The organism is Sphingomonas naasensis (assembly GCF_004792695.1).
GTDB lineage: Bacteria > Pseudomonadota > Alphaproteobacteria > Sphingomonadales > Sphingomonadaceae > Sphingomonas > Sphingomonas naasensis.
On record NZ_SRXU01000001.1, the window covers coordinates 750,936 to 771,669 of the forward strand.

Genomic DNA, 20,734 nt, shown 5'->3' on the forward strand with positions numbered 1-20,734 from the left:
GGCGGTCAGGAAAAGGGCCGCTGCGAACAGCGGCCCTCTCCCCCTTTTATCCAGACAGGGCTGGATGGTCAGAAGCGGAACCGCGCGCCCAGCAGGTAACGCGGCTTGAGTTCCTGTGCGAAGTACAGGTTGGTCTCGGTACGGCCATAGGTCCGCACCGCCTCGCTCGTCAGGTTGATGCCTTCGAACGAGAGCGCGATGTTGTCGGTGATATCCCAGCTGACATTGACGTCGAGCGTTCCGAACGGCGCGACGAACACGGGGTTGCGGTTCGAGCCGTCACGGTTGGTCGCCGACAGATATTTGTCGCGCCAGTTATAGGCGACGCGCGCGGAGATCCCGCCCTTGTCGTAGATCGCCGTGATGTTGAAGCTGTCGCTCAACCCGAGCAGCGCGAACTGATCGATCGCGGGATCGGCGCCCGGATCGATGTGCACGTCGCCACGCACGATCGTGTACGACCCCGCGACACCGAAGCCGGTCTGACCGAAGAAGTAGGATCCGGCCAGCTCGAAGCCGTGGATCTTGGCCTCGCGGTTGTTGATCGGCTGCGTGATCACGAAGTTGAACAACGGATCGTTGGCGTCCGCGGTGATGTCGACGGCGGCGAGCACCGAGTCGACAAAGCCCTGGTTGAGATCGCCGCTCGGGCCGCGGTTCGCCTGGAACTGCGTGGTCGCGGCACCGACATTGCCGTTGTTCTGGATGATCAGCGCGGTCATCGTGAACAGGTTCACGTCGCTCAGATTGGCGCCGATCCCACCCAACGCGGTCCGTGCGGTCCCCGAACGGCTGCCCGCCGCCCCTGAGCTCGGATCGCGCAGGCCGAACAGATTGCCCCGAGACTGGCCGCTGCCGACGAAGTTGCGGACATTCTTGTAGAAGAAGCCTGCCGATACATAGCTCGACGGCGCGAAATACCATTCGAGCGACAGATCGAGATTGTCCGACAGCAATGGCTGGAGGTTCGGGTTTCCGGTCGATCCGGTCGCCTCGCCCCCCACCGCGATCGGTCGGCCCGGCGCATTTGCCGTCTCGGACACGAACAGATTGCCGTATTCGGGCCGTGCGAGCGTGCGGCTGAACGAGAGACGGCCCTTGAGATTCTCGACCGGCTCGATCGAGAAGTCGAAGGCCGGCAGGAAGTTCGAGTAGGAACCCGTGCCGTTGCGCTCCACCGGCGCGGTGGTGAAGCTGAGGATGCGACTGAAGTCGTTATCGGCGGTCCACCGGATCGCCGAGGGCGGCACGACGCGCGCGTAGGATGCGACATCGGTCTTCTCGTAGCGGACCCCGGCGACCATGTTCGTCTTCATGCCCCCGATCTCGCCTTCCCAGGTGATCTGACCGAAGACCGACCAGGTCTTCTCGTGCACGCGATCATAGTCATTGCCGGTCACGTCGATCGGTCGACCGGCCTGCACCCCGGCGAGGACCGGATTGCTGTCGGCCGCGTAGGCGGGCGATAGCGCGTTGTACAAATCGACCGCATTGCCGCGGAACGCGACCAGCGAGGCCCCGGTCGCGCCGGGATCGAAATGGTCGAACTTGCAGGTGAGGCAGAATTGCTCGACCAGCCCCGGCGCGAGCGAGTTGACGTCGCCCGGATAGGTGATGCCCCAGTCGCCCAGCGTCTGCTGGGTCTGGATACGCGCGCTGGTCATCTCGGAGTCGATATAGCTGCCGCCGAAATCGAACCGGCTGCCACCGCCCGCATCCCAGCCCATTTCGAGCCGGGCTTCCTTGATCCGCTGCCGCTGTGACGAGGCGTTGGTGCGCGCGACTTGGCTACCGAGGTCGCCGAGATCGAGCTGGCCGTTATTGTTGCCGCGCAACGCGTCGTTGATCACGATCGACTGGACCGGGATCTCGCCGCTGAAGTCGACCGAGTGCGAGGCGATCACCGGCGCGCCGATGCTGACCAGCGTCGCGCTGGTGCCGTTCGGAGCATCCGGATCGCTTCGCGCGGTCGAGATATGGCCGTCGAGCTTGACCGAGAAGGTGTCGGTCGCGTCCCAGGCGAGGTTGAGGCCATAGGATTCGAGCTTGTCCTTGGTCGCGCGATATTGCTGCTCGAAGCCGGTGTCCTTCACCCCGGCGATGGTCTCCTGAAGGAACTCGGTGGTCGAGACCACGTCGTTGCCGTCGAAGCGGACCTGGTTGAACGGGCGGTTGAACCAGTTGGTCTGGTCGCTGCGCGCCTCGTTGCTCTTGTTCTGCACCCACAGCGCGTCGCCGGTGATCGTCAGTCCGTCGACCGGGCGGAATTGCAGCACGCCGGAGAAGTTGATGCGCTCGCGCTCGGATTCGGAGAAGTGATAGCGGCTGTCGTTGGGGACCGCGATCAGATCGTCCGCGGCAGGCGCGTTGGTGACCTGGGTGGTGCCGTCGGTGCGGACATAGGTGCCCGGCGCGAGGAAGGTGCTGCCGCGCATGATGTTCCATGCGTTCGAGGTCGCGCTCGCCGCCGCGCTGTCGCGCCGCTGGTACGAGCCGAACAGCGAGACGCCGACCGTGTCGAGCTCGTTCGACCAGCTGAGCAGGCCCGAGACCTCGGGAGTGACCTTGTTGCCGCGATCGACGCTCGAGTCGATCACTGCCTTGGCGCCGATGCTGCCCCGGATACCGCTCTCGCTGCCGTCGAGCGGGCGGCGGGTCACGACATTGACCGTCGCGCCGATGCCGCCCGAGGGGATCGCCGCGCGGCCGGTCTTGTAGACCTCGAGCCGGCTGACGCCTTCCGAGGCGAGGTTGGAGAAGTCGAACGCGCGGCTGGTGGCGCGGCCGAAATCGACGCTCTGATCGCCGCCGACCGCGACGACGTTCGCCGCCGGCATGGTGCGGCCGTTGAGGGTGACGAGGTTGAACGCGGCGCCGAAGCCGCGCGCGGTGACTTCCGAGCCCTCGCCGTTGACGCGGTTGATCGAGACGCCGGGGATGCGCTGGAGCGATTCGGCGAGGTTGGTGTCGGGGAACTTGCCGATGTCCTCGGCCGAGATCGCGTCGACGACGCCGCTCGAATTGCGCTTGATGTCGATCGCGCGATCGAGCGAGGCGCGGATGCCGGTGATCACGACGTCCTCAGCGGCAGGATCTTGCTGGGCGCCGGGTTCGCTTGCCTGCGCCTGGGCGGTGGCGGCGCTGTCCTGCGCGAAGGCCATTCCCGGTAGCATCAGACAGGCCGTTATGGCGATTGCCGAAGCCGAGCGCGCGAGCGCCGGCGTGAGCCGAATGCTAGTCATCTGTCCCCTCCTCGTCGACGCGCCGAAGACGCGCCGCATGGTTTTTTATGTGAGCTGGCAGGTTGCCGCCCGATGTTAACGCTACCAAACTGTCTCACGTTGTCAACCGTCGTGCGCACAACTTGCGCATCGCATCTTTGGCCGTAATATCTATTCCTTATCAGCTACTTCGTAGAAGCCGAACCGGATGAGGACTACGAAAGCCCGCGGTTGCGGCAAAAATGCCACAATGTTCGTCGTAACATCTGCGCCGGGCGGTGCGCCGGGTGCGATCAGCCGTCAGAAACCCTGCCGCGCGACCCGGAACCAGTCGATGTCGACCGATCCGCCCGGCGCGCTCCCGCGGGTGAACGTGAACAGCCCGGGCCGCGAGCCCTTCCACCACGAGAAGCGCGCCAGCCAGACCGGCGCACCGAGCGGCGTGAAGCGGCGGCCATTGTCGAGGCTGTAGCTGTAGCGCACACTCTGCCCCTCGCTCACCTCGGCGGCGAGGACGAGCGTAGGCCCGGCGAGGCGCGGCCCGAGCGTCTCCGCGCCTTCGGAAGCGATCGCGACGCGAGTCGCGCCGCCGCTCCGCACCACCCCGATCCAGCTCGGGCGGACACCGAACAGCGTGAGCCCGGCGCGTTGCCCCTCGCGCATCCGCGCGACGTCGAGCCGCGCAGTGATGCGGGTGCGCGGCCCCTGGAGGATCTGGGTGAGCGTGTTGCGCGCGGTGACGAGATGCTCGGCGGGCAGCGCAGTGAGCCGCAGCCAGCCCGGACGGCTGGCGAGGCTCCATGCGCCGTCGGCGGGATTGTGGTTCCACGACCATTGCAGCCCGAGGGCGCGGCCGGCGAAGTCGTCGGAGTCCTGCAGCCGGTCGGCGCTGGCCGGGACGCCGCTGTCCGGCATCGCGTGGCTGAGCACCGGCTGGCCCGAATTCTTGCCGGGAATCGGCTCGCCGACCACCGGCCAGTCATCGGCCCAGCGCACCGGCTGGAGATGGACGATCCGCCCGAACGCCCCGGTCGAGTTGAAATGCGCGAACCAGCCCTCGCCCGAGGGCGTCTCGACATAGCCGCCCTGATGCGGCGCCTGCACCGGGGTGTTGCCCGCCTCGAGCACGACCCGCCATTCATAGGGCCCGGTGATCGCCCGCGCGCGCCCGACCGCCTGCGGGCCGGTGCCCACTCCGCCGATCGGCGCCCAGATGTAATACCAGCCGCCCCGCTTGTAGATCTTGGGTCCTTCGAGCACCGGCAAGTTGACCCGATCCTCGGCGATCACCCTGCCCTCGTCGAGCACGCCGGTGCCGTCGGGTCGCATGCGGTGGAGGATCAGCGGCCCCGCGCCGACCTTGCCGTGCACCAGCCACGCGCTGCCGTCGGCGTCCCAGAAAGGACACGGGTCCTCGAGCCCGGCGCGCGCGATCACCGCCACCGGCGCGGTCCACGGACCCGCAGGATCCGTCGCGGTCGCCATGAACACGCCTTCGTCGGGGGTCGCCCAATAGACCCAGAATTTCCCGTCATGATGCCGGATGCTCGGTGCCCAGACCCCGCTGGCATATTTGGTGCCGCCGATCGGCTTCGAGATGCTGTCGGTCAGCGTGTGCGGCCCCGGCATGTCGTAGAGCGGACCGAAGGGCAGCCGCGGCAGGACATGACCGATGATCGTCCAATGGACGAGGTCGCGGGACCTGAGCACCGGGATGCCCGGCGAGAAATGGAAGCTGGAGGCGACCATGAAATAGTCCTGCCCCACACGGATGACGTCGGGATCGGAATAGTCGGCGTAGAGGATCGGATTGGTGTAAGTCGCCTGCATCTGCGCCTGCGCCGCCGCCGGCAAAGCGAGCGCCACACCGATCGCCGCGAGCTTCCACATTCGACACTCTCCCGATGCCGGTCGCCGCCGGCGCGATGGGAGCGCTATCATTTACCGCTGGCCAGCGCCAAGCCTTGCGCGCATCGTGCCGGCAGTCGAAGCTGGCTCGACAGCAGGTTCCATCTTATGGCACAGCATATCACGCAATGAGACGAGCAGCTTCCACCCTCGACTATCGCGAGCTCGCCCGGCGGCGGCTCCCGCATTTCCTGTTCGAATATATCGACGGCGGCTCCTATGCCGAAGTGACGCTCAGGCGGAACGTCGACGATCTCGCGGCGATCGCGCTGCGCCAGCGCATCCTGCGCGATGTCTCGACTCTCGATCTGTCGACCAGCCTCTTCGGGCAGGACCTCAAAATGCCGGTCGCGCTGGCGCCCATCGGGCTCGCCGGCATGAACGCCCGGCGCGGCGAGGTGCAGGCGGCGCGCGCCGCCGAGAAGGCGGGCGTCCCCTTCTGCCTGTCGACCGTCTCGGCCTGCCCGTTGGGCGAAGTCGCGCGCGGCACCAACGTGCCCTTCTGGTTCCAGCTCTACATGATCCGCGACCGCGGCTTCATGCGCGAGCTGCTCGATCAGGCGACCGCGGCGGGATGCAACGCGCTGGTCTTCACGGTCGACATGCCGGTGCCGGGTTCGCGCTATCGCGATTATCGCTCGGGGCTCGCCGGCGCGAGCGGCATGTCCGGCGGGCTGCGCCGCGTATGGCAGGCGGTGAAGCGCCCGGGCTGGGCATGGGACGTCGGCGTGCACGGCCGCCCGCACCAGCTCGGCAACGTCGCGCCGGTGCTCGGCAAGAATACCGGGCTCGAGGATTTCTTCGCGTGGATGCGTAACAATTTCGATCCGACGGTGAGCTGGCGCGACCTCGACTTCATCCGCGAGCGCTGGAACGGTCCGCTGATCATCAAGGGCATCCTCGACGCCGAGGACGCGCGCTCCGCCGCCGAGCTCGGCGCCGACGGGATCGTCGTCTCCAACCATGGCGGCCGCCAGCTCGACGGCGTGCCGTCGACCGCGCACGCGCTGCCCCCGATCGCCGACGCGGTGGGCGACAAGCTGACCGTGCTCGCCGATGGCGGAGTGCGCTCCGGGCTCGACGTCGTCCGCATGCTCGCGCTCGGCGCGAAGGGCGTGCTGCTCGGCCGTGCCTGGGCCTATGCGCTCGCAGCCCGGGGCGAGGCAGGCGTGAGCCATATGCTCAAGCTCGTCGAAGCCGAAATGCGCGTCGCGATGGCGCTGACCGGCTGCACCCGCATCGACCAGATCAGCCGCGACGCGCTGGTGGAGGCGACGCGCCGCTGAAATTCGCAGACCATGGGCACGGACGCAAAGTCCGGCAGGGAGAGGATGGAACATGGATCGTACGGAAGGAACCGCCGTCCGGCGGCGTGACGTTCTCGGCGGGCTGGCGGCGGGCACCGCGCTCGCGACCGCGCTCGACGCCAATGCCGCCCGCGTCGCCGCAGCGGACACCCGCAAGCGCTATGTCTCGGTCGGCGTCGGCAGCCGCAACCGCATGTATCAGGAAGCGCTCTGGGGTCCGCACAAGGCGCATGGCGAGCTGGTGGCGATCTGCGATACCAATCCGGGCCGCATGGCCTATGTCGGCATCCGCGCGGCGAAGGCCGGCGCCCCCGCCCCCAAGCCCTATCTCGCATCCGACTTCGACAAGATGCTGCGCGAGCAGAAGCCCGACGCGGTGATCGTCACGCCGCCCGACGCCTTTCACAACGAATATATCATCCGCGCGCTCGACGCGGGGGTCGACGTCATCACCGAAAAGCCGATGACCACGACCGCAGCGAAGGCGCAGCAGATCCTCGATGCGGTCAAGCGTAGCGGCCGGCACATCCGCGTGACCTTCAACTATCGCTACTCGCCCTTTCGCAGCCAGGTGAAGGAGCTGCTGATGTCGGGGGTGATCGGCGACGTGCTGTCGGTCGACTTCCACTGGCTGCTCAACACCGTGCACGGGGCCGACTATTTCCGCCGCTGGCACTCGAACAAGGCAATCTCGGGCGGGCTGATGGTGCACAAGGCGACGCACCATTTCGACCTGGTTAATTGGTGGCTGTCGGACATGCCGGTAAGCGTCAACGCCACCGGCAAGCGCGAATTCTACACTCCCGAGATGGCGCGCCGCTTTGGGCTGGAGGGACCGCACCAGCGCTGCCACACCTGTCCGGAGAAGAACAAATGCACCTTCTTCTTCGACATGGCGGCGGACCCGGCGCTCAAGGCGCTCTATCTCGATGCCGAGAAATATGACGGCTATTTCCGCGACCAGTGCGTCTGGCGCCCGGAGATCAGCATCGAGGATACGATGAACGTGATCGTCGGCTATGCCGGCGGCACGACGCTGAGCTACAGCCTCAACGCCTTCAATGCCTGGGAAGGCTATCACGTCGCGTTCAACGGCACCAAGGGCCGGCTCGAGCACAGCGTGGTCGAGCAGGGCGGCGTCGCCGGCGCGAGCAACGAGCGCGACGAGGACCGGATCAAGACGCGGATCATCCCGATGCGCGGCGAGGCGCAGGATCTGAAGCCCGATACCGGCGCTGGCTCGCATGGCGGTGGCGATGCGGTGATGCTCGCCGACATCTTCGATCCCGGCGCGCCGAATGACCCGCTGATGCGCGCGGCGGACGAGCGTGGCGGCGCGGCTTCGTGCCTGATCGGGATCGCCGCTGACAAATGCTTCGAGACCGGCCAGCCGGTGCGCATCGACAGCCTCGTCACGGGGCTCGACTGGCCGGCGCTGCCGAAGATGCCCGGGCACAAGGAAGCCGTGCCGATGCCGATGCGGACGGCGAAGCTCACGGGCGGCTGAGGCGATGCGGCGGCTGATCGGCCTGGCATTGGGGCTCGGGCTGGCGCTCCTCGCCTGCCCCGCTCCGGCCCAGCCGATCGACCGGCACGCGCTCGTCGCGCGCCACAACATCACGCTCACCCGCATCGATCCGCATGCGCCGCTGATGCTCGGCAACGGCAATCTCGGCTTCACCGCCGACATCACCGGGCTGCAGACCTTTCCCGAGCAATATTCGCCGATCGCGCCGCTGCTGACGATGGCGCAATGGGCGTGGCACAGCTTCCCCAACCGGAACGGCTATACCGAGCGCGACGGGCTGGTGATGGTATCCGTGCCCGGCCGCGGCGAACAACCCTTTCCGTGGATCCGCGACTGGTCCGAGGTCGAGAAACGGCCGGCGCTCAAATGGCTGCGCGAGAATCCGCATCGCTTCTCGCTCGGCAGGATCGGGCTGGCGCTGCTTCACCGCGACGGGACGCAGGCGCGCTTCGCGGAGCTGAGCGAAGCCCGTCAGATGCTCGATCTCTGGTCCGGCGCGCTGACCAGCAGCTTCGTGTTCGACGGGCAACCGGTGCATGTCGAGACCCGGGTGCATCCGACGCGCGACATGGTGATGGTGTCGATCCGCTCGCCGCTGGTCGCGGCGGGCCGGATCGGAGTCGATGTGCGCTATCCGGGCGTTTCGGCAAGGCTCAACCCCGACCCTTCGGACTGGACCAACGACGATGCGCACCAGACCCGCATCGTCCAACAACGGGCAGACCGGCTGGTCGCCGAGCGTACGCTCGACGCCACGCGCTATTATTCGGCGCTCGCCGCGCCCGGCGGGAGCGTCGTCCGCGCGGGGCCGCACGGCTTCCGCGCGCTGCGCCGCGAGGGCGACCGGCTCGACGTGACGATCAGCTTCGATCGGTCGCGGCAGCAGCCCGGCGCGGTCGACGCAGCGGCGGTCGCGCGGCATTGGCGCGCCTATTGGACGCAGGGCGGCGTGATCGACTTCGGCGGGAGCAGCGATCCGCGCGCCGCCGAACTCGAGCGCCGCGTGGTGCTCTCGCAATATCTTGCCGCGATCAATCAGGCGGGCGAATATCCGCCGCAGGAGGAGGGGCTGTTCTCGAACAGCTGGAACGGCAAGTTCCACCTCGAAATGCCGATCTTCCATGCCGGGCATTGGGCGAGCTGGGGCAGGCCCGCGCTACTCGAGCGCAGCCTTGGCTGGTATCTGAGGATGCTTCCCCAGGCGCGGCAGCTGGCGCGCAGGCACGGCGTGCAGGGCGCGTGGTGGAGCAAGATGACCGGGCCGGACGGCTGGAACAGCCCGAGCACGGTGAATCCGTTCATCATGTGGCAGCAGCCACATCCGATCTATCTCGCCGAGCTGGTCTGGCGCGCGCGCCGCGACCGGGCGACGCTGGCGCGCTACGGTGAGATGGTGGAGGAGACCGCGCGGTTGCTGGCGAGCTGGCCGCGGCGCGAAGGCGATCGATTCGTGCTCGGCCCGCCGATCATACCGGTGCAGGAGAATCATCCGCCGCTCACCACGGTGAACCCCGCGTTCGAGCTCGAATATTATCGCTGGGCGCTCGACACGGCGCAGCGCTGGCGCGCGCGGCGCGGGCTCGCGCGGAACGCCGAATGGGATCGGGTGATCGCCGGGTTGGCGCCGCCGCCGCAACGCGACGGGCTCTATCTCCCGGTCGAGAGCGCGCCCGATTTCTGGCGGGAGGCGATATCGCCGGAATGCAGCGGCCATGCGACGCCGCCGCGCTGCCTCAACCGCGATCATCCCTCGTTCCTGATGGCATGGGGGCTGATCCCCGGCGCGCGCGTCGACCCCGCGACAATGCGGCGGACCCTCGCCGCCACCGAGGCGCATTGGGATCTGCGCCAGACCTGGGGCTGGGACTTTCCGGTGGTCGCGATGACCGCGGCGCGACTCGGCGATCGCGAACGGGCAATCGACTGGCTGTTCCGCGACTTCCCCAACAACCGCTGGGGCGTGAACGGGATGACCCCGCGCGTCCATCTCGAGGAAGAGAGGCAGCTGGTCGGCCCCGCCGCGGCGGGCGCCGGCGCGGGGCCCGACGGGCCGGGCTTCGCGCGCGCGGCCGAGACCTATTTCCCCTCGAACGGATCGTTGCTGCTCGCGGTGGGCATGATGACGGCTGGATGGGACGGATCGACCGGCCCCGCTCCCGGCTTCCCGCGCGAAGGCTGGAAAGTGCGCGCCGAGGGGATCCGGCCACTGCCCTGACGTCCCGATATGGGGAAACTGCGTACTGGTCCGAGGACGTATTCAGGAGTATGAAGGTTCAGCTCCGCAGGGTTCCCCCCTAAGGGGTGCGGTCGGGCGGCGTTTAACTCCCTTTTCCGCCGTCCGACCGTCCTTCTTCGAGGCGATAGACGCGCCGCGCATTACCGCCAAACACTGCGCCCCAATGCTCCGCCGGGACCAGAGCGCGCGCCATTTCCCGCCATTCTCCGTAGCTTGCGGCGAGGTTCACGACCGGCCAGTCGCTTCCCCAGAGCAGCCGCTCGGGGCCGAAAGCGCGCCAGATCGCGGCGAACGCATCGGCGACGGCGGCGCTTTCGGTGACCAGCCCCGACAGCTTGCAATGGAGGTTGGCATGGCCGGCGACCGAGTCGATCGCGCATACCCAAGCCTCGAATCCCTCGGCCTGCGGCTTGGCGGCGTGGTCGATGACGATCGCGAGATCGGGATGGCGTGCGGCGAGGCGTCCGAGCGAATCGAGATGGCGGGGCTGGACCAGCGCGTCGAGGACGAGGCGGTGGTGTGCCATCGCGGCCAGCGCGGCATCGTTCGCGCCATCGTACCAATCGTCCGCGCGGCCCTGCACCATCGGGCGCACCCCGCGCAGAAGCGGGTGCGTCGCGAGCGCGGCGACTCGCGCGGGGGCGTCGGGCGCGGCGAGATCGACCCAGCCGACCACGCCGGCGATCAGCGGGTCGGCGAGCCCGAGCAGCCAATCGGTGTCGGCGAGATCCTCCTGGCTCTGGACCAGTAGCACCGCCTCGACGCCCTCGCCCGCCGCAGCGCGAAAATCGGCCAGGTCGAAATCGCGGTGGATGGCGGCAAGGTCGGGGCCGGGCCAGACGCAGCCATGCGCGCCGATCCGCCAGAGATGGACGTGCGCGTCGATCAAGCGCGCCGCGCGCGCGCCTGCAGCGCGAAGGCGAGCACGACGAGGAAGCACCCGGCGGGGACGAGCATCGCCCACAGGATCGAGCCGCTGGCGTCCGAGACGTAACCCATCAGCGCCGTGAGCACTGCGCCCCCGATGATCGCCATCACCAGCAGCGCCGACGCCGATTTGGTACGCGCACCGAGCCCGGCGACCGATTCGGCGAAGATCGTCGGGAACATGATCGACATGAAGAAGCTCGTCGCGATCAGCGCCGCGATCCCGAACGTGCCGCCGAACAGCGCCGCGACAATGCACAGGATCGCGGCGATGCCGGCGAAGCTCGCGAGCAGCGGCAGCGCGGCGATCCGCCCCATCAGCGCTGTGCCGACGAAGCGTCCGATCATGAACAAGGTCAGCGAAAGCGTCAGCCAGCCGGCCGCCTGATGCTCGCCCGTCCCCGGCACCGCGACCTGGGCGTAGCGGATCAGGAAGCTCCACACCCCGACCTGCGCGCCGACATAGAAGAATTGCGCGGCGACCCCGAGCATCAGCCGGGGCTCGCCGAGCAAGGCGCGGAAATCGGCGAACGCGCCGACGCCCTCGTCGACATCGGCCTCGGTCGCCACCGCGGGGAAGCGCACGACGCGGATCAGCACCGCCCAGCCGAGCACCACCAGCGCAATCACCAGATAGGGAAGCTGGACCGCCGAGGCTTCGCTCGCCCGCCATGCCGCGCGCGCGGCGGGCTCCATCGCCGCGACCTGCGCCGGCGTCACCGAGACGCCCGAAAGGATCAGCTGGCTGCCGAGCACCACCCCGGTGATCGAGCCGAGCGGATTGAACGCCTGGGCGAGATTGAGGCGCCGCGACGCGGTCTCCTCGGATCCCAGCCGCGCGATCAGCGGATTGGCCGAGGTCTCGAGAAAAGCGAGCCCCCCGGCGATGACGAACAGCGCCGCGAGGAAGAAGGGATAGCTCTGTGCCCCCGCGGCCGGCCAGAACAGCAATGCGCCCAGCCCGTAGAGCCCCAGCCCGGTGAGCACCGCGGCGCGATAGCCGCGCGCGCGCATGAACAGCGCCGCGGGAATCGCGAGGCAGAAATAGCCGAGGTAGAAGGCCGACTGGACGAGCCCTGCCTGGAAATCGCCAAGCGTGAACAGCTTGCGGAAATGCGCGATCAGCACGTCGTTGAGATTGTTCGCGAGGCCCCAGAGAAAGAACAGCGCGACGATCAGCACCATCGGCAGAAACGCGGTCGAGGCGGGGCTGCGAACCGGCGATGCCTCCACGGCAAACGGGGCCTGAGCGTCCATGCGGCTATTCTCCCCTGCGGAAAGCCCTCTCAAGGGGCTTGCGCATATAAAAACATCGTTCACATACGAATGCAACCATGCTGCCCTGCCGCTTGTACGCGCCCATCTTCATTCCGGCGCCGCCAACAGATACACGGTGCAGGGAAGAACGCCATGAGGGGGTGCCGTGAAGAAGACCGTTGAGGAGAAGGGCGAGATCGATTCGCGCTACCGCGCACCCGCGCTCGAAAAAGGCATCGACATCCTCGAGCTGCTCGCCAGCGAGGCGCGGCCAATGACCCTGACCGCTATCGTCAATCGGCTCGAGCGCTCGCATGGTGAGCTGTTCCGCATGGTCCAGGTGCTCGAATTTCGCGGCTATATCGAGCAGGACCCATCGAACGAAGGCTATCGGCTCACCGATCGGCTCTTCTCGCTGGGCATGCAGCAGCCGCGCACGCGCAACCTGATCGAGGCCGCGCTGCCGGTGATGCGCCAGCTCGCCTCGAGCGTCGGCCAGTCATGCCATCTCGCGCTCCACACGCTGGGCGAGATGGTGGTGGTCGCGCGGATGGAATCGAGCGAGCAGCTCGGTTTTTCGGTGCGCGTCGGCTATCGTCGGCCGTTGCAGCTCGCGGCGTCGGGCATCGTGCTCTACGCCTTCCAGCCCGAGGACGTCCGCCGGCGCTGGGAGAGCCTGCTCGATCCGCAGCTCTCGGACGCCGAGCTCGCCGCCTTCCGCCAGCATGCCGACGAGATCCGCGAGCGCCAGGTCGAGCTCACCCCGAGCAAGTTCGTCGCGGGCGTGACCGATATCTCGGCGCCGGTGATGCGCGGGGGGATGGCCGCGGCCGCGCTGACGGTGCCCTATCTAAAAAAGCTTCAGCCTTCGGTCTCGCCAAGGGAGACCGCCGAGCTCGTCCGGCTCGCCGCGGTGCAGATCTCGGAACAGCTGGTCGAGGGCGACAGCCGGATCTGAGGATCACAGCACCGTCCAGCCGCCGTCGATGATCTGGACCTGCCCGGTGGTGAAGGCGGATTCGTCCGAGCCGAGATAGAGCGCGAGCGCGGCGATCTCGTCGACGCTGCCCAGCCGCCCCATCGGCTGGCGCGCGTTGAATGCGCGCAGCGCGTTCTCGTAATCGCCGGTAGCCTGGAGCCGCGTGTGAAGCGCGGGCGTGTCGACTGTGCCCGGGCAGATCGCGTTGCAACGGATTCCCCGCCCGACATAGTCGGCCGCGACCGCCTTGGTGAGCCCGATCACCGCTGCCTTGGATGCGCCATAGGCGAAGCGATTGGGCACGCCGATGATCGAGCTGGCCACCGACGCCATGTTGACGATCGAGCCGCCGCCCTTTGCGAGCATCCCGGGCAGTGCCGCGCGGATCAGCCGGTACATCGCCGTGACGTTGAGGTCGAACGAGGCCTGCCAGTCGTCCTCGCTGCAATCGAGGATCGTGCCCGCCGCGACGATCCCCGCGCAATTGAACAGGATGTCGAGCGCCGGCGCCTCGGCGATCAGCGCGGCGACCGCCGCGGCATCGCAGATGTCGACCACGCGCGTCACCGCGCCGCCCAGCGTCGCGAGCGCATCGGCGTCGCGATCGACCGCCCACAAGGTCGCGCCCTCGCGCAGATAGAGCTCGGCGGTGGCGCGCCCGATCCCATGCGCGGCGCCGGTGATCAACGCCGTCTTGCCCGCGAGCCTGCCCGTCATGCCGTCCGTACCTCCAATTTGGTTTCGGGGGGCACCGGCGCGTCGGCGCGGAGCAGCCCCTCCTGCTTCAGTTCTGCCCAGAGCCGGGCGGGAATGCCGGCGGCGTAGCGCGCGAGCGTCTCGGCGACCTCGCCCGCGCTTGCCAGCCCGGGCACGACGCTCACCACCGCGGGATGCGCGAGCACGAACTGCAGCGCCGCCGCCCCGAGCGCGACATCGTGCCGCGCGCAGACCGCGGCGATCGCCCGCGCCTTCGCCACCACCGGATCGGGCGCCGCCTCGTAATTGTAGCGCGCATTGGGACCCGGACCCTGCCCCGCCAGGATGCCGCTATTATAGGGTCCGCCGATCACGATACCGGTGCCCATCGCGGTGCAGCGCGGCAGCAGCACGTCCATCGCGCCCTGCTCGAGCAAGGTGTAGCGGCCGGCGAGCAGGATGAGATCGAGCGGTCCGTGATCGAGCAATTCGAGCGCGACCTCGCACTCGTTGACGCCGATCCCGAACGCCGTGATCGCGCCCTCGCCGCGCAGCCGTTCGAGCGCGCGGAGCCCGCCGCCGGTAAGCTGCGCCATGCGCTCGGCATGGCGATCGCCGTGCGTCGTGCGGCCGATATCATGGACGAGCAGCACGTCGATCCGGTCGACACCGAGCCGCGCGAGGCTCGCCTCGTGCGAGCGCAGCACGCCGTCGTACGAATAGTCATAGACCGGCTCGAACGGCTCGGCCGAACGGAAGCCGTGGCGCTCCGCGGCCAAGGGTCCCTCAAGGGGTTCGAGTAGCCGGCCGACCTTGGTCGACACGATCGCACTATGGCCGGCGAGCCCTGCCCCGAGCCGCTTCTCGGCGAGCCCGAAACCGTAATAGGGGGCAGTATCGGCATAGCGCATGCCGGCATCGAGCGCCGTCGCGATCGCGGCAGCGGCATCGGCATCGGAAACGCTGCGATAGAGATTGCCGAGCGGCGCGGTGCCGATGCCGAGCTCGGGCAATTGCAGGCCGCAACCCGGCAGACGGCGCGTGGCGATCACGCGGTTTCGCCCAGCGCGAAGATGCGCTGCATCGGCACCCATTTCTCGCCGGTCGCGGCATGCGGCAGCGCGCGCTGGAAACGCCACATCAGCGCCTCCCATTCCGCAATCTCGGGCGGCTCGGGTATTGCGCGGGGATAGTCTTCGGCGACCTCGGCGATCATCACCATCCGGTCGCCGGTGCGCCAGATTTCCATCGCGCTGACACCCTGCGCCTCGATATGCGCGCGCACGACGGGCCAGACCGCACCCGGGGCATGGCGGGCTTCATATTCGGCGATCAGCGCGGCATCGTCGACAAGGTCGAGCGCGAAACAGATCCGCCGTGTCATCATCCCTCCGAAAGTCGCATTTCGTTCGATCGCGCGGACGCTTAGCACAACAGGAAACTTGCGCCACACGCATTTCGCACCTATGAAAATCATAATCATCTGCGAACATGTGGCGGACTAGCTCGGACATATCGGGCCAGGCAGGAGGGGCAGCGGACCGATGAATGAGAAGGCGCGCGCGCGAAGCCGGAAAGCAGGTCGAGGGAGCCTCGGCACCGCGCAATGACCATCATCCGTAAATTACGCGTACTCGACGTCCGGTTTCCGACGTCGCAGTTCCTCGACGGATCGGACGCGATGAATCCCGATCCGGACTATTCGGCCGCCTATTGCGTGCTCGAAACCGATGACGCGGCGCTGGAGGGGCATGGCCTGACCTTCACGATCGGCCGCGGCAACGACATCGTCTGCGCGGCGATCGAGGCGTTGGCGCCGCTGGTCGAGGGGCTCGACCTCGACTGGATCCGCGAAGACGGCGCGCGCTTCTGGCGGCACGTCACCGGCGACAGCCAGCTGCGCTGGATCGGTCCCGAAAAGGGCGTCATCCACCTTGCCACCGGCGCGGTGGTCAACGCGGTGTGGGATCTGCTCGCCAAGATGGCGGGCAAGCCGCTCTGGCAGCTGATCGGCGAGATGAGCCCGGCCGAGCTGATCGGGCTGATCGACTTCCGCTACATCACCGATTGCATCACCCCGGAGGAAGGCCTCGCGCTGCTCGAGGCGCGCGCGCCCGGCAAGGCCGAGCGCATCGCGACGCTGCGCGCGAAGGGTTATCCCGCCTACACGACTTCGGCCGGTTGGCTCGGCTATTCGGACGAGAAGCTCGAGCGGCTGTGCCGCGAAGCGGTGGCGCAGGGCTTCGGCCATGTGAAGCTTAAGGTCGGCCGTTCGGTCGAGGAAGATGTCCGCCGCACGACGATCGCGCGTCGGGTGCTCGGCCCGGATCGCAAGCTGATGCTCGACGCCAACCAGGTGTGGGAAGTCGATCAGGCGATCACGCATCTGCGCGCGCTCGCCTTCGCCGATGCGTGGTTCATCGAGGAGCCGACCAGCCCCGACGATGTCGAGGGCCATCGCGCGATCCGAGAGGCGGTGCACCCGCTCCGCGTCGCGACCGGCGAGATGTGCCAGAACCGCGTGATCTTCAAGCAGCTGATCATGCGCGGCGCGATCGATGTGGTGCAAATCGACGCGTGCCGGCTCGGCGGCGTCAACGAAGTGCTCGCGGTGCTGCTGATGGCGGCGAAATATGAGCTCCCGGTGTGCCCGCATGCCGGCGGTGTCGGGCTGTGCGAATATGTCCAGCATCTCGCGATGATCGATTATCTCGCCTTCGCCGGGACCACCGAGGGACGCGTGATCGAATTCGTCGATCATCTCCACGAGCATTTCCTCCACCCGTGCGAGGTCGAGAACGGCGCCTACCTCGCGCCGACCGCACCGGGCTTCTCGATCGAGATGAAGCCGGCCAGCCTTGCCGACTATCAATATCGCAAGGGCGCAGCGCACGCGCTGGCTGCGGACGCGGCGGAGTAAGGCAGCTCCCCCGCGTTCACGCGGGGGTTTGCACTCTATTCGGGTGCGTCGAAGGCGAAGCTGTGGGTCTCGCCGGCGACGGTCACCGTCACCACCAGCCCGCGCTTGCGCTTGTCGCGAAACCTGATCTTCTCACTGACCAGCTGGCCGGCGGCGACCTGACCGGCGCCGATGCTGGCGTCGGCGAGGATACCGGCCTTGAGCGCGGCGATTTGCGCGTTCGCGGCGGCGACATCGGCCGCCTTGGGCTTGCGGCGGCCACTGCCGCGCGCGACGCCGCTGTTCATGCCGCCGGTAAAGCCGGTGACGTCCTTCTGCCCGGCGGTGTTGTTCACCAGCGTGGGGTTCTCGGCATAGCCCGACACCGATCCAGAGGGTTCGAGCCCGACCGACGCCTCGACATCGGCAACCAGCGCGGCGAGCGGGCGGATCGCGATCGCCTCGCCGGCGGCGGTGGCGATCGTCACCGAGGCCGGACCGAAAGGCACCGGCGCCCGGGTACGGTTCTGCGCGGCGACGCGCAGCACCAGCCGGCCGTCCGACAGCGCGGGATCGGCGCTGACGCTCACCGCGCTGGCGGTCTTGGTCGAAGTGATCCCGGCCTTGATGTCCTGCGCAGCGGCAACCGACAGCGGGACCGCGGACAGCAGCATCGGTAGGAGGGCGATACGCAGCTTCATGGGTGCGGCTCCTGAGTGATGGCGCTGGCGGGCGCCGCGCGGCAATTGCGGTCGATGAACTGCTGGTGGGTCGACATCCGCGCGGCGGCCTGATCGATTACGTGCCGCATGCCCCCAAGCACGGCGGCGAGTTCCTCCGGCGGCACCGTGTCGGCAAGCGGATCGTGCGCGGCGGGTGCCACGCCCTGCCCCAGCAGCACCGCGAGCCAGCTCGTCGGATGGAAGAGATCGTGCGGGCGCTCGATCAGCCGGCCATTGGCGCGGAACATCTCGATCTTCGCCGCAAGCGTGTCCGGAATCGGCATCGCCGCGCATTGGCGCCAGAAGGGCTCGTCGCGTTCGTTCGCCTGATAATGGAGGATGAGGAAGTCACGGATCGATTCCATCTCGGCATCGACCAGCCGATTATACTCGGCCGCGAGCAACGGGTCGCAATGGCGATCGGGAAACCACGACAGCAGCTTCGAGATACCGGTCTGGATCAGATGGATGCTGGTCGATTCGAGCGGCTCGAGAAAGCCTGAGGCGAGGCCGAGCGCGATGCAATTGCGGTTCCACGCCTTGCGCCGCCGGCCGGTGGTGAAGCGCAGCATGCGCGGATCGGCTTCGGGCGCGCCGTCGAGATTGGCGAGCAGCGTGGCGGCGGCAGCGTCGTCCGAGATCGCGCCGCTGCAATAGACATGGCCGTTGCCGGTGCGGTGCTGGAGCGGGATGCGCCATTGCCAGCCGGCTTGCCGCGCGGTCGCGCGGGTATAGGGCACCGGATCGGCGACCCGCGCGCACGGCACCGCGAGCGCGCGATCGCACGGCAGCCAGTGCGTCCATTCCTCATAGCCGGTGCCGAGCGCCTCGGTGATCAGCCCGCGAAAGCCGGTGCAATCGAGGAACAGCTCGGCTTCGAGCGCGCGGCCGTCGCCAAGGATCAGGCGATCGACGAAGCCATCCCCGGGACGAAGCACCACCTCGGCAATCTTGCCCTCGACACGCTCGACGCCGCGGCGCTCGGCGAACCCGCGCAGATAGCGCGCATAGAGCCCGGCGTCGAAATGATAGGCCCAGGAGAAGGTCGAGAAGACCGGGTTCGATTGCGGCGTCGGGATCTCGAACCGGCCGCGATATGCCGCCTGGTGATTGAGCGAATAGCCGTCGAGCGGCGTGGTGCTGCCCAGCGTCTGCGCGCGCAGCCATTGCTGGTGGAACGCGGTGAGGCCGAAATCGTCGCCATAGCGGCCGAACGGGTGGAAATAGCGCTGTCCTTCGCGCAGCCAGCCGACGAACTCGATGCCGAGCTTGAAGCTGCCCTGCGTCGCACGGACGAATTCGCGCTCGTCGATGCCGAGGATCTTGTTGAACAGCTGGATCGGCGGGATCGTCGCCTCGCCGACGCCGACGGTGCCGATCTCGTCGGATTCGACCAGCACGATACGGCATTGGTGCGGCTGGAACGCGACCGACAGCGCGGCGGCGGCCATCCATCCGGCGGTCCCGCCGCCGGCGATCAGGATGGTGCGGATCGCCGCGTCGCTCACGCGGCCTCGGCGCGGCAGCAACGGTTGAGGAAGAGCCCGTGCGGCGGCGTCGCCTCGGCGGCCTCGGCGATCTGCTGGCGACGGTGCGCCAGCCCGGCGCGGAGCCGATCGCGGTCGATCCGGTCGACCAGCGGATCGTAGCGATCGGGCAGCAGCCCGTTGCCCGCGAAGATCGCGACCCAGCTCGGCTCCTGATAGGATTCCTCGGAGAGCAGCGGCACCCGGCCGGTGGCGCGGAACGTGGCGATCTTGTGCGCCAGCGTGTCGGGCAGCGCCATTGCCCGGCAATGGTCCCAGAGCGGCGCGTCGTCGCGGCGGGTGAGGCAATAATGGAGGATCAGGAAGTCGCGGATCCGCTCGAACTCGCTGGTGGTGACGCGGTTATATTCCTCCGCGACGCGCGGATCCCAGTTGCGGTCGGGAAAATACTCGATCAGGCGCGCGATCGCTGTCTGAATCAGCTGGATGCTGGTCGATTCGAGCGGCTCCATGAAGCCGCCGGCCAGCCCGATCGCGACGCAGTTGCGGTTCCAGAAGCGCTTGCGCCGCCCGGTGGTGAAGCGCAGCAGGCGCGGATCGGCGAGCAGCGCCCCCTCGACATTGGCAGTGAAGAGATCACGGGCGCGCGCGTCGTCGGTGAAGCCCGACGCATAGACATAGCCATTGCCCATCCGGTGCTGGAGCGGGATGCGCCATTGCCAGCCCGCCTCGCGCGCGGTGGAAAGCGTATAGGGCGCGGGCGGCCCGGCCAGCGCGCTCGGCGCCACCACCGCGCTGTCGCAGGGCAGCCAGTGGCGCCAATCCTCATAGCCGGTGCCCAGCGCCTCCTCGATCAGCAACCCGCGAAAACCCGAGCAATCGATGAACAGATCGGCGGCATGGCGTTCGCCATCGGCAGTGATCACCGCGGCGATCCGGCCGCTCTCGCCGTCGAGCGCGGCATCGACCACCCGGCCCTCGATCCGCCGCACGCCACGCTGCTCGCAATAATTCCGCAGGAAGCGCGCGTAGAGCAACGCGTCGAAATGGAAGGCGTAGCGATAATAATGCTGCTGCTTCGCCGGATCGGACGAGGGCGGCGCGAAGCGCCCACGCTCGGCCATCGCCCAAGGCAGGCTGTAGGCGTCGATCGGCGTCGGATCGCCTTCGCCACGCAGCTTGAGCCAATGCTGGTGCGGCGCGACGCCCTCGATCGCGTCGCCATAATCGCCGAAGCCGTGGAAGAAGCGATCGCCGATCCGGCCCCAGTCGCGGAATTCGATGCCGAGCTTGAAGCTGCCCTGCGTCGCCCTGACGAATTCGCGCTCGTCGATGCCGAGCAGGCCGTTCAGATGCTGCATCAGCGGCACCGTTGCCTCGCCGACGCCGATCGTGCCGATCTCCTCGGATTCGATCAGCGTGATCGTGCAGCGCGCGGGATCGAGGAAGCGCGCGAGAACGGCCGCGCTGATCCAGCCGGCGGTGCCGCCGCCGACGATGAGGATCGATCTAATGGCCTGATCGGACATGGACGCCTTCGAGGTTAGGCGCGAGCGAAGCCGGAATA

At 67.9% G+C, this 20,734-nt stretch carries 15 protein-coding genes; 5 read left to right on the plus strand and 10 right to left on the minus strand.

Annotation, left to right across the window (positions count from 1 at the left end):
* Positions 1-68: 68 nt before the first annotated feature.
* Together E5A74_RS03600 and E5A74_RS03605 are read right to left on the minus strand one after the other, a co-directional pair.
* On the minus strand, positions 69-3,242 hold the full coding sequence (locus E5A74_RS03600) for a TonB-dependent receptor (protein ID WP_135982864.1): 3,174 nt from the start codon (positions 3,240-3,242) through the stop codon (positions 69-71).
* Between the two features lie 279 nt (positions 3,243-3,521).
* Positions 3,522-5,111 (minus strand): glycoside hydrolase family 43 protein, encoded by a 1,590-nt coding sequence (locus tag E5A74_RS03605; protein ID WP_135982865.1) that lies wholly within the window; start codon positions 5,109-5,111, stop codon positions 3,522-3,524.
* A gap of 146 nt (positions 5,112-5,257) precedes the next feature.
* On the opposite strand from E5A74_RS03605, the gene lldD reads away from it, so the two are divergent.
* From lldD to E5A74_RS03620, 3 genes are read left to right on the plus strand one after another with little or no spacing between them, the layout of a single operon-like run.
* Positions 5,258-6,415 carry an FMN-dependent L-lactate dehydrogenase LldD gene (gene lldD, locus E5A74_RS03610; protein ID WP_135982866.1) on the plus strand — a complete coding sequence of 386 codons (1,158 nt, stop codon included), beginning with the start codon at positions 5,258-5,260 and terminating at the stop codon, positions 6,413-6,415.
* 52 nt (positions 6,416-6,467) lie between these two features.
* Positions 6,468-7,943 carry a Gfo/Idh/MocA family protein gene (locus E5A74_RS03615; RefSeq protein ID WP_135982867.1) on the plus strand — a complete coding sequence of 492 codons (1,476 nt, stop codon included), beginning with the start codon at positions 6,468-6,470 and terminating at the stop codon, positions 7,941-7,943.
* 4 nt (positions 7,944-7,947) lie between these two features.
* On the plus strand, positions 7,948-10,179 hold the full coding sequence (locus E5A74_RS03620; RefSeq protein WP_135982868.1) for a hypothetical protein: 2,232 nt from the start codon (positions 7,948-7,950) through the stop codon (positions 10,177-10,179).
* Between the two features lie 103 nt (positions 10,180-10,282).
* On the opposite strand, the gene E5A74_RS03625 is transcribed toward E5A74_RS03620, so the two are convergent.
* Both E5A74_RS03625 and fucP read right to left on the minus strand, forming a co-directional pair.
* Positions 10,283-11,089, minus strand: coding sequence for an amidohydrolase family protein (locus E5A74_RS03625; RefSeq protein ID WP_135982869.1), 807 nt, complete (start codon positions 11,087-11,089; stop codon positions 10,283-10,285).
* A complete protein-coding gene (fucP, locus tag E5A74_RS03630; RefSeq protein WP_135982870.1) occupies positions 11,086-12,384 on the minus strand; it encodes an L-fucose:H+ symporter permease in 1,299 nt (432 codons plus the stop codon). Before fucP ends, E5A74_RS03625 begins: the two co-directional genes overlap by 4 nt.
* Before the next feature lie 166 nt (positions 12,385-12,550).
* On the opposite strand from fucP, the gene E5A74_RS03635 reads away from it, so the two are divergent.
* On the plus strand, positions 12,551-13,342 hold the full coding sequence (locus E5A74_RS03635; RefSeq protein WP_135982871.1) for an IclR family transcriptional regulator: 792 nt from the start codon (positions 12,551-12,553) through the stop codon (positions 13,340-13,342).
* 3 nt (positions 13,343-13,345) lie between these two features.
* Here E5A74_RS03635 and E5A74_RS03640 read toward each other — a convergent pair whose 3' ends face one another.
* From E5A74_RS03640 to E5A74_RS03650, 3 genes are read right to left on the minus strand one after another with little or no spacing between them, the layout of a single operon-like run.
* Positions 13,346-14,080 (minus strand): SDR family oxidoreductase, encoded by a 735-nt coding sequence (locus E5A74_RS03640; protein WP_135982872.1) that lies wholly within the window; start codon positions 14,078-14,080, stop codon positions 13,346-13,348.
* Positions 14,077-15,111 carry an aldo/keto reductase gene (locus tag E5A74_RS21200; protein ID WP_240699622.1) on the minus strand — a complete coding sequence of 345 codons (1,035 nt, stop codon included), beginning with the start codon at positions 15,109-15,111 and terminating at the stop codon, positions 14,077-14,079. Before E5A74_RS21200 ends, E5A74_RS03640 begins: the two co-directional genes overlap by 4 nt.
* On the minus strand, positions 15,108-15,443 hold the full coding sequence (locus tag E5A74_RS03650) for an L-rhamnose mutarotase (RefSeq protein WP_240699623.1): 336 nt from the start codon (positions 15,441-15,443) through the stop codon (positions 15,108-15,110). Before E5A74_RS03650 ends, E5A74_RS21200 begins: the two co-directional genes overlap by 4 nt.
* A gap of 222 nt (positions 15,444-15,665) precedes the next feature.
* Here E5A74_RS03650 and E5A74_RS03655 point away from each other — a divergent pair, with 222 nt between their 5' ends.
* The gene (locus tag E5A74_RS03655) at positions 15,666-16,979 is read left to right on the plus strand and encodes an L-fuconate dehydratase (RefSeq protein ID WP_135982875.1); all 1,314 of its coding nucleotides are present in this window, start codon (positions 15,666-15,668) and stop codon (positions 16,977-16,979) included.
* Between the two features lie 35 nt (positions 16,980-17,014).
* Here E5A74_RS03655 and E5A74_RS03660 read toward each other — a convergent pair whose 3' ends face one another.
* The 3 genes from E5A74_RS03660 to E5A74_RS03670 are packed head-to-tail and all read right to left on the minus strand — an operon-like array spanning position 17,015 to position 20,696.
* A complete protein-coding gene (locus E5A74_RS03660; RefSeq protein ID WP_135982876.1) occupies positions 17,015-17,659 on the minus strand; it encodes a hypothetical protein in 645 nt (214 codons plus the stop codon).
* Positions 17,656-19,188: a tryptophan halogenase family protein gene (locus tag E5A74_RS03665; RefSeq protein ID WP_135982877.1), complete on the minus strand. Its 1,533-nt coding sequence runs from the start codon at positions 19,186-19,188 to the stop codon at positions 17,656-17,658. The genes E5A74_RS03660 and E5A74_RS03665 overlap by 4 nt, the downstream gene beginning before the upstream one ends.
* Entirely contained in the window at positions 19,185-20,696 is a 1,512-nt protein-coding gene (locus E5A74_RS03670; RefSeq protein ID WP_135982878.1) for a tryptophan halogenase family protein, read from the minus strand. Before E5A74_RS03670 ends, E5A74_RS03665 begins: the two co-directional genes overlap by 4 nt.
* Positions 20,697-20,734 lie beyond the last annotated feature (38 nt).

Bases quoted from the DNA above. Each gene is read 5' to 3' on its own strand.
- E5A74_RS03600 (WP_135982864.1), bottom strand. From the start codon at position 3,242: ATGACTAGCATTCGGCTCACGCCGGCGCTCGCGCGCTCGGCTTCGGCA.
- E5A74_RS03605 (WP_135982865.1), bottom strand. From the start codon at position 5,111: ATGTGGAAGCTCGCGGCGATCGGTGTGGCGCTCGCTTTGCCGGCGGCG.
- lldD (WP_135982866.1), top strand. From the start codon at position 5,258: ATGAGACGAGCAGCTTCCACCCTCGACTATCGCGAGCTCGCCCGGCGG.
- E5A74_RS03615 (WP_135982867.1), top strand. From the start codon at position 6,468: ATGGATCGTACGGAAGGAACCGCCGTCCGGCGGCGTGACGTTCTCGGC.
- E5A74_RS03620 (WP_135982868.1), top strand. From the start codon at position 7,948: ATGCGGCGGCTGATCGGCCTGGCATTGGGGCTCGGGCTGGCGCTCCTC.
- fucP (WP_135982870.1), bottom strand. From the start codon at position 12,384: ATGGACGCTCAGGCCCCGTTTGCCGTGGAGGCATCGCCGGTTCGCAGC.
- E5A74_RS03640 (WP_135982872.1), bottom strand. From the start codon at position 14,080: ATGACGGGCAGGCTCGCGGGCAAGACGGCGTTGATCACCGGCGCCGCG.
- E5A74_RS03650 (WP_240699623.1), bottom strand. From the start codon at position 15,443: ATGACACGGCGGATCTGTTTCGCGCTCGACCTTGTCGACGATGCCGCG.
- E5A74_RS03655 (WP_135982875.1), top strand. From the start codon at position 15,666: ATGACCATCATCCGTAAATTACGCGTACTCGACGTCCGGTTTCCGACG.
- E5A74_RS03660 (WP_135982876.1), bottom strand. From the start codon at position 17,659: ATGAAGCTGCGTATCGCCCTCCTACCGATGCTGCTGTCCGCGGTCCCG.
- E5A74_RS03670 (WP_135982878.1), bottom strand. From the start codon at position 20,696: ATGTCCGATCAGGCCATTAGATCGATCCTCATCGTCGGCGGCGGCACC.